The sequence below is a fragment of the Candidatus Amarolinea dominans genome, from assembly GCF_016704685.1.
GTDB lineage: Bacteria > Chloroflexota > Anaerolineae > SSC4 > Amarolineaceae > Amarolinea > Amarolinea dominans.
This window is the reverse complement of sequence record NZ_JADIZS010000054.1, coordinates 22,934-29,992: the sequence shown is the minus strand read 5'-3', so window position 1 is coordinate 29,992 and position 7,059 is coordinate 22,934. Positions and strand designations below refer to the sequence as shown.

The window sequence follows — 7,059 nt, the reverse complement described above, 5'->3', positions numbered from 1 at the left end:
AAGGCTTGCATCTTCCACAAGCCGTCCAACTCGCCACCCAGGAGACCCCACCATGCCCTTGATCGAAGATGACGACAGCCCAGCCTCGACACCGGCCGGTTGACCTTGCGGCGACGCTGGAGAAAGCTGCGGGGCGAGTAACAGCAGACCAATTCGAGTTGTCCAGGTGGCTTGCTTATCGTGCATATTTGCAGTACAATTGCAAATATGCACGGAGGATAGCCTATGACTGAGCATTACATCCCCAGAAGCCTGGAGCCGGTGCTGGCCCGGGCGCTGCGTGAGTTTCCGGTGGTCGTGCTCATCGGCCCGCGGCAGTCGGGCAAGACGACCCTGCTGCAGCACACGATCGGGGCGCGCATCCCGGTCATCTCGCTGGAGCCGCCGGATGTGCGCGCCGCCGCGCTGGGCGATCCGCGCGGGTTTCTCGATTTCTACGGGACGCCCGTGGCCTACGATGAAGTCCAGTACGCGGCCGACCTGCTGCCCTACATCAAAGAGCGGGTGGACGCCCGCCGCGATCAGCCCGGCCAGTATATCCTGACCGGCTCTCAGAACCTGCTCCTGATGCAACAGGTGACGGAGAGCCTGGCCGGTCGCGCCGCGGTGCTCAAGCTGCTGCCGCTGACGCAGCGCGAGATCGCCGGTGAGCCGGATCGTCCGTTGCCCTGGGAGGTGGCGCGGCCGCTGACGCCGCCTGTCGCGCCGGCGGCCGTCGAGGTGTGGCCGCAGATCTTGCGCGGCTGCTACCCGGAGTTGGTCAAGAACCCGACGCGCGAAGCCCGTCTGTGGCAGGCCAGCTATGTGCAGACCTACCTGGAGCGGGACGTGCGCAACCTGCGCAATATCGGCGACCTGACCCTGTTTCAGACCTTCCTGCGCAGCCTGGCCGGCCGCAGCGCGGGATTGCTCAACCTGAGCGACCTGGCGCGGGATGTGGGCATCGCGGTCAACACGGCGCGGGATTGGCTGGCAATCCTGGAGGCATCGTTCCAGATTTTTCTCCTGCGGCCGTACCATGTCAACCTGGGCAAACGCCTGGTGAAGTCGCCGAAGGTCTACTTCACGGACACCGGGCTGCTCTGCTACCTGGTGGGGCTGCGCGAGGCCGAGCACGCGGCCAATGGGCCGATGGGCGGCGCGCTCCTGGAAAACTGGGTCGTGGCTGAGCTTTACAAGACCAGCCTGCATCGTGGGGAAGAGCCAACGATCTACTTTGGCGCACGGCTGCGGGCGCTGAAGTGGATGTGATTGTCGAGACGGCGGCGGCGCTGATCCCCGTCGAAATCAAAGCCTCGGCCACCGTCCGGCCCGCAATGACGCACGGCATCGCTGGCTTCCGCCGTGACTTCGGCGACCGCGCTGCGCCAGGCTACGTCATCCACCCTGGCCCGGCCCCGCTGCCGCTCGGTGGCGGCACGCTCGCCTGGCCATTGGCGGCGCTGTGATCGAGGGAATGTCAAGTTGTTGCAGTAACTTGCCATTCGGCATACTACTCGCATGGAATTCACGCACCTGTAGTCTGGCTGACTGTGCCAGCGTCGCTTGTGCGGATGACATCTCCGCACTATTCTGAACACACCAAAATCAGCCATCCACAAGGAGACCACCATGTCAGGCCCACAAACTCGCGGTAGTTGTGTATTCTGCGGTCGGGAATTCGCCCAGGGCGGGCTTCCGGCATCTGCCAACATGCCCCAAACGGCAGGAGGCTCAGGCGACAGCCGATGCCACCAAGCGCCAACGGCAGACCCTCTATCATCTCCCAGGCGCAGGATGCCTGGGGCGCGGCTATTTCCCTGCATCTGGAGATGCGCGGCAAAGCGACGCTGAAAGACCTGGACGAGTACCTGCGCGCCATCTGGCTGGAGTGCTGCGGGCATTGGCTCCTTCAAGATCGCAGGCGCCAGGTACGACAACACGGCCAGTCTCTGGGGCGAGAACGAAGGCCCCTTGATGAGCGCGGTGAAGGTGAGCAGCATCTTCAGCCAGGTCTGGAGCTGTCACAAAGTATGATTTCGGCACGACCTCGAAGCTGACCATCAAGGTCATTGCGGCGCGCGAGGCAAGCCGCTCACCGAGCATCCGATCTTCCTGATGGCGCAACAAGTTCGAGCAGCCGCCATGTAGCGTTTCGCACGCCCGCGACCTGGTTGTGCTTCGAATGCATGTATCACGAAGATCAGAAATGTGAATTGTGCGACGAGCACGCCCAGGAGCACGAACACGAGGAGATGGTGATGGCGCTGGTGAACTCGCCGCGCACGGGCATGTGCGGGTATGATGGGCCGGCCGAACCGCCGTACTGATGATCCGGCCAAAGGCGGCGTACTTCTTCTACTTTGCGATGACGCCTGTTGCCATTCCTGGCGCTCTACTATGCCCAGAACGGCATGTCGGCCTCGCAGATCGGGCTGCTCTCTGGCCTGCTCCCGCTGGTGACGCTGGTCAGCGCGCCGCTGTGGGGCGGCCTGGCCGATGCGACGCAGCGACACCGGCCGGTGTTGCTGCTGGCGATGGCGGGCAGCATCGTCGCGGTGGCGGCCCTGTCGCAGACGAGCGGGTTGCGCTGGCTCATCCCGTTGGTCATCCTGAATGCCTTCTTCTTGGCGCCGGTCATCCCGCTGGTTGACAACACCGTCTTGACCATGCTGGGTGACCGCAGGAGCCTTCGCACGCCGGCAGCGCATCGGCGGCGTTCGGGTGGGCCTGATGGCGCCGATGGGGCTGGTTGATTGACCGCGCGGCATGTCGGCCGCCTTCGGCGGCTACGCGCTGCTGATGCTCGGCTGCCTGGTCACGGTGGCGGGGCTGCCCGTCGAGCGCGCCAGCGGCCGCGGCTCCTATTGGCGCGGGGTGATGGCCCTGCTGCGCAACGGGCCGTGGGTGATCTTCCTCGCCAGCATCCTGATCGGCGGCCTGGCGCTCTCCATCGAGATGAGCTTCCTCTTCCTCTACATGGAGCGGCTCGGCGCCAGCAAGACGCTGATGGGGATCACGCTGGCGGTTTCGACGGTCAGCGAGCTACCGGTGTGGTTCTTCGCAGACCGGCTGATCGAGCGCCTGGGCACGCGCAAAGTGCTGGCGCTCTCGCTGCTGGCGTGCGCCGCGCAAGGTTTCGGCTACAGCCTGATGGTGAACCCGCTGTGTGCGCTGCCGATCCAACTGCTGCATGGCCTGCTGTTCTCCGCCAGTTGGGCCGCGGGTGTGGCGCTGTCGGGCGAAATCGCGCCAAAGGGAATGGGCGCGACCGCGCAGGGAGTGTTCGGCGCGGTTTCGTGGGGCGTACGCGCGATGCTGGGGTCAGGTGTTGGGTGGGCCGGCTGTTCGAGTGCTTCGCCCCGCGGCCGCCTCTGCTGGGGCGGCGTCACGGCGCTGGTGGGGGGATTGGGTTTTTGTGGGTGGCGAGCCGGCGCACAGAGGCTCGATAGGCTGATTCACGAGGAACGCGCCGAGAGCGGGCAGCCGCAACGATAATCAGGCTGGTTGCCCAGCCATCGAAGCTCGGCGGGGCCGTGTTACGTCGAGACCGCCTCCCTGGCTTGTCTCGTACTTCTGCCGCACATCCTCCAACCGCCGGGTGCGCCCTGCGGTCTTCTGTTGACGCGCCCGACGGATCGTTGCCAGAAAAGCCGGATGTCTGGCAATCAGATCGTCTGCCACATCATCTTCCAATAGGCTGCGAATCACGAGGACAGGCCGCTTCGCCTCGGTAATTAAGATTGGCTCAGCCACAGCCGCAAGGATCCGATCCTGTAATCGGGCATCGAGAGTGTCCAGTTCGATCGTTTTCATAGCATTTGCTCCAGCGTCTCAAGATACGCCAGCGACTCCTCTTTACTCATCACGCGCAGCACCGTGACTTCAGCCGTCACTTCATCAACATCGTAGAAAACCCGGTAATCCCCCACCCTTAGCCGATACGCGGGCGAGTCAAGCAGTTCTAAACGCTTGATACGTGATCGGCTCTTGCGAGTTGGTTCGAAGCGCAAGTGATCTTCCATGCCTTTAAGGATTTCCTCGCGATAAAAGGCGCGGATAACATCCAAGTCTGACTCCGGCTTCTTCGGTGATCTCGATCTCGTATCGCAACTCATTCCCTCGCTGGCATCTGGAGGCAATCTTTGACACCCCTATCTTACCCCCAGTCATGGCATTTGTCAACGCGATGTCTATGATGATTCACGACGGCGCGCCAGACGCCCCAGCGATGATGGTCAGCGCATGGTTAGCCCCATCGGGGCTTGCACCTCCCACGCCGATAATCGGCGCGTAGAAGACCATGCGCACCATGATGCCCATCACGGTTTGAACCTGCGTGGTATCGTTGGTGGCGCGGGTGATGAGCGAAGCGGTGGAAAAATGCTCGAATTCCGCGCCGGAGAAGCGCATCACCTTCTCGAACAGCACGCGCCGCAGGTTGCGCGCCAGCCCGGCGGTAATTTGCGAACCGATAGCATCGGCTTGCTGAGCAGGGCGGCCGGACGAGGAAGGCCAGGCGCGCGGTCCGGCTACCCACAATCGCTTGGACGTTGAGCATGAGCCGTGAAGATTGTAGGCCCATGGAACAGAAACTCCCCCGCCGTGGGAGGAGTTCGATCCTGGTCAAGTGGATAGGTTCAGCTCGCCACGATCTCCCGCACGAGCGCCACTACCTCGGCCAGTTTTTCCACGCTCACTTTGTCCATCGTATCGGTCGGGAAATGAGCCAGGTTGAAGGCGCCCTGGGAGCTGAACGCGAGAGCGGGCACGCCGCGGAAGGAGAAGGTCGAGTGGTTGCTCTGCGCTCACGGCTCCGTCCATTGCAGCGCAGGGTAGCGAGCCACGATCGCTTCCAGACGGGCGGTCAACGCTGGAGAGGTGTTGAATCGGGCAACGGTGTTCGGCCCGTGTACGTAGTCGGCGCCGTCCATGTTGATCGCCAGGGCGACCTCGGCGAAGGAGGCCTCGCCGGCGCGGCGCACGTATTCATCATCGCCGATCGGCATATATTCCTCGCTGTCGAAGGCGATGAACTCCAGGTCGAACGGCAGCACCGCGCCGCGTAGGGTTTCCGCCAGCGCCAGCAGCGCGGCGGCGCTGCCGGCGTTGTCGAGCGCGCCGGGGGTATTGAAGCGCGTGGCGAAGTGCGCCATCAGCGCCATGCGCTGCGGAGGCGCGCCGGGCGGACGAGCGCCGGGTTTGCGCGCCACGATGTTGGCGGCGGTCGCGGGATATTTGGCGCAGTCCAGGCGCAGATGGAGCAGCGCCGGTTGGGCCAACAGGCGCTCGATGACGGCAACCGGCGTGGTGGCGGCAGGAATCTCCAGCTCCCAGTCGGCGGTGAACTGTTCGTACTGCGGCGTGGGCGGGGCGGCGCCAGCACCGCGGCCGGTCGTTTGCTTTCCAGCAGAGCCGATGATGGCGTGGTCGCGCTCGCCGGCCAGGAACCATGACTTGGGCGCCAGCGGTTCATTCACCAGCTTCGCCGTGCAACAGCGCGATCCGGGCCCCGTCAGGTCGGCCGCGGCCAGCCCAGTCAGCGTGGCTGCAGGAACAACCGTCGCAGTCACGTCGCACGCGGGCGAAAAAGGCGTTGGCCTCGACCGGCAGGGCATCGCCTCCAGCGGACAGCCAGGCGCCTGCGCACTGCCAGCCGGTGCAGGCGTAGGTCTGTTCCCGACGACCAGCCCCAGGGCGCTAAAAACGTCACGCATGTAGGCGGCCGCGGCCTGGTTGGCCGGCGAGCCGACGGGTCGGCAGCCGATCTCGACGCTCAGTTTGTGAAGATGGCGGGTCAATTGGGTATGCATATCATCCTCAACGCAAATGGTGATTTCATGGTGTCTCTGCTTTCTCACTGTCCGCGGGCCATGCAGACCAGGTTGGGCCGCTGACGCCACTATTTCCCGATTGGGATAGCCGAGCCGGTAGAGTTGCCGTTCCGGATCGTAGCCTTTGATGGTCAGATAGCCCGTCTGGTAGAGCAGGGGCAGAACCTGCAGCCGTTCGATGTCATAGCTGCTGAAGGCCAATTCGCCAACGTTCAGATCGTCCAGTTGTCGGATGTCGTAGTGCTGGTTTTGGATCAGTTGGATCAGGAAGGTGGGCGTGCCGCTCGAACCAGTAGTTGCGGAAATCCTGGCCGTCCAGCAGGAGCAGCAGCGAAAAGGATTGCACACCGTCTCCGGCGCGGCGCGAAAAAAAGCGAAGCCGTTGTACCAGCTCCGTATCTTGACCAGGAGGGATGGACAGATCGCACCTCTCTATCGGCAAAGCTCTGCAGGTAGTCCCCGAAGTTCTGCTCGGTAGAAGCTTGCGCATGATTGCCTCCGTCTATCGAGTGCGTTGGACCGCATTCATTGTCCCGATTGCTCACCTCTCGTGCTGCAACGCTCGCCCGGTTGGCGCCTCGATGCTCACATTCAGACGCTGAACAGGTCCGCCACCTTGACCGCAAATCCGGCCAATACGCCCTCGCCGGTCAGCGTGTCATCTTCATTGAATTCCTCGATCATGGTGGGCGAATGAAAGACCAATACCTTGCGTGCCGACGGTTCGACGACCCAGACCCATGTCACACCGATGGCGAAGTATTCGGCCAACTTCTCGCGCAGGTCCTGCCAGCGGTCATCGGGCGACATGATCTCCACCACCAGGTCGGGCGCCACGGTCAGATAGCCCTTGACCGGCTGCGCCAGGCGGCTCGTCGAGATGAAGGCGATGTCGGCGGCGCGCACGCGATCCGGATTGCGCCGCGTGTAGATGCCAACCTCGCCGCCGTGACTCCGCCCCAGGCGCTGCTGACGCACGAAGGCCGCAGTTCACTTCCCAGGTTGAACTCAATCGTCCCATGCTCATCGCCGGTTGGGGTCATGGTCACAATCCTCCCATCAATCAGCTCGCTCGGGCCGATGTCGCCCAGCGCCAGCAGATCCTCTCCGGTAATCGGTTTCACTCGCCATCGGCAGAGCCTCACCCATCGCATCACCTCAATTTCCGCATCAAGGATCTATTCGATCCACTGCTCAATGGCGTTCAAGAATTCCTCGAAGCGCACTTTTTCACATAATCGGTGTT

12 protein-coding genes and 1 pseudogene are annotated in these 7,059 nt (G+C 63.2%); 7 read left to right on the top strand and 6 right to left on the bottom strand.

Annotated elements, in window-relative coordinates; all coding sequences use genetic code 11:
• Positions 1-225 precede the first annotated feature (225 nt).
• The 6 genes from IPF85_RS23350 to IPF85_RS23325 all read left to right on the top strand — a co-directional run bounded on the left by IPF85_RS23350 (position 226) and on the right by IPF85_RS23325 (position 3,477).
• The gene (locus IPF85_RS23350) at positions 226-1,251 is read left to right on the top strand and encodes an ATP-binding protein (RefSeq protein WP_343410448.1); all 1,026 of its coding nucleotides are present in this window, start codon (positions 226-228) and stop codon (positions 1,249-1,251) included.
• Positions 1,242-1,448: a hypothetical protein gene (locus IPF85_RS23345; protein ID WP_343410447.1), complete on the top strand. Its 207-nt coding sequence runs from the start codon at positions 1,242-1,244 to the stop codon at positions 1,446-1,448. Before IPF85_RS23350 ends, IPF85_RS23345 begins: the two co-directional genes overlap by 10 nt.
• A 279-nt stretch (positions 1,449-1,727) precedes the next feature.
• Positions 1,728-2,039 carry a hypothetical protein gene (locus IPF85_RS23340; protein WP_343410446.1) on the top strand — a complete coding sequence of 104 codons (312 nt, stop codon included), beginning with the start codon at positions 1,728-1,730 and terminating at the stop codon, positions 2,037-2,039.
• Positions 2,040-2,168: 129 nt separating this feature from the next.
• A complete protein-coding gene (locus IPF85_RS23335) occupies positions 2,169-2,309 on the top strand; it encodes a hypothetical protein (RefSeq protein ID WP_343410445.1) in 141 nt (46 codons plus the stop codon).
• A 48-nt stretch (positions 2,310-2,357) separates the two neighbouring features.
• Entirely contained in the window at positions 2,358-2,735 is a 378-nt protein-coding gene (locus IPF85_RS23330; protein WP_343410444.1) for an MFS transporter, read from the top strand.
• Positions 2,736-2,748: 13 nt separating this feature from the next.
• Positions 2,749-3,477, top strand: a complete 729-nt coding sequence (locus IPF85_RS23325) for an MFS transporter (protein ID WP_343410443.1) — start codon at positions 2,749-2,751, stop codon at positions 3,475-3,477.
• Here IPF85_RS23325 and IPF85_RS23320 read toward each other — a convergent pair whose 3' ends face one another.
• From IPF85_RS23320 to IPF85_RS23295, 6 genes and pseudogenes are all read right to left on the bottom strand, one after another.
• Positions 3,478-3,795 carry a hypothetical protein gene (locus IPF85_RS23320; protein ID WP_343410442.1) on the bottom strand — a complete coding sequence of 106 codons (318 nt, stop codon included), beginning with the start codon at positions 3,793-3,795 and terminating at the stop codon, positions 3,478-3,480. It lies immediately after the preceding gene.
• Positions 3,792-4,049: a type II toxin-antitoxin system RelE/ParE family toxin gene (locus tag IPF85_RS23315; protein ID WP_343410441.1), complete on the bottom strand. Its 258-nt coding sequence runs from the start codon at positions 4,047-4,049 to the stop codon at positions 3,792-3,794. The genes IPF85_RS23320 and IPF85_RS23315 overlap by 4 nt, the downstream gene beginning before the upstream one ends.
• Before the next feature lie 199 nt (positions 4,050-4,248).
• Positions 4,249-4,455: pseudogene (locus tag IPF85_RS23310) on the bottom strand (ABC transporter transmembrane domain-containing protein); the annotation flags it as partial.
• A gap of 164 nt (positions 4,456-4,619) precedes the next feature.
• Positions 4,620-4,751 (bottom strand): hypothetical protein, encoded by a 132-nt coding sequence (locus tag IPF85_RS23305; RefSeq protein ID WP_343410440.1) that lies wholly within the window; start codon positions 4,749-4,751, stop codon positions 4,620-4,622.
• Positions 4,752-4,787: 36 nt separating this feature from the next.
• The gene (locus IPF85_RS23300) at positions 4,788-6,161 is read right to left on the bottom strand and encodes a M28 family peptidase (protein ID WP_343410439.1); all 1,374 of its coding nucleotides are present in this window, start codon (positions 6,159-6,161) and stop codon (positions 4,788-4,790) included.
• A gap of 243 nt (positions 6,162-6,404) precedes the next feature.
• Entirely contained in the window at positions 6,405-6,791 is a 387-nt protein-coding gene (locus IPF85_RS23295; RefSeq protein ID WP_343410438.1) for a Uma2 family endonuclease, read from the bottom strand.
• Positions 6,792-6,832: 41 nt separating this feature from the next.
• Here IPF85_RS23295 and IPF85_RS23290 point away from each other — a divergent pair, with 41 nt between their 5' ends.
• On the top strand, positions 6,833-7,051 hold the full coding sequence (locus tag IPF85_RS23290) for a hypothetical protein (RefSeq protein WP_343410437.1): 219 nt from the start codon (positions 6,833-6,835) through the stop codon (positions 7,049-7,051).
• Positions 7,052-7,059: the final 8 nt, after the last annotated feature.

Bases quoted from the DNA above. Each gene is read 5' to 3' on its own strand.
- IPF85_RS23320 (WP_343410442.1), bottom strand. From the start codon at position 3,795: ATGAAAACGATCGAACTGGACACTCTCGATGCCCGATTACAGGATCGG.
- IPF85_RS23335 (WP_343410445.1), top strand. From the start codon at position 2,169: ATGTATCACGAAGATCAGAAATGTGAATTGTGCGACGAGCACGCCCAG.
- IPF85_RS23290 (WP_343410437.1), top strand. From the start codon at position 6,833: ATGCTCATCGCCGGTTGGGGTCATGGTCACAATCCTCCCATCAATCAG.
- IPF85_RS23350 (WP_343410448.1), top strand. From the start codon at position 226: ATGACTGAGCATTACATCCCCAGAAGCCTGGAGCCGGTGCTGGCCCGG.
- IPF85_RS23325 (WP_343410443.1), top strand. From the start codon at position 2,749: ATGTCGGCCGCCTTCGGCGGCTACGCGCTGCTGATGCTCGGCTGCCTG.
- IPF85_RS23340 (WP_343410446.1), top strand. From the start codon at position 1,728: ATGCCACCAAGCGCCAACGGCAGACCCTCTATCATCTCCCAGGCGCAG.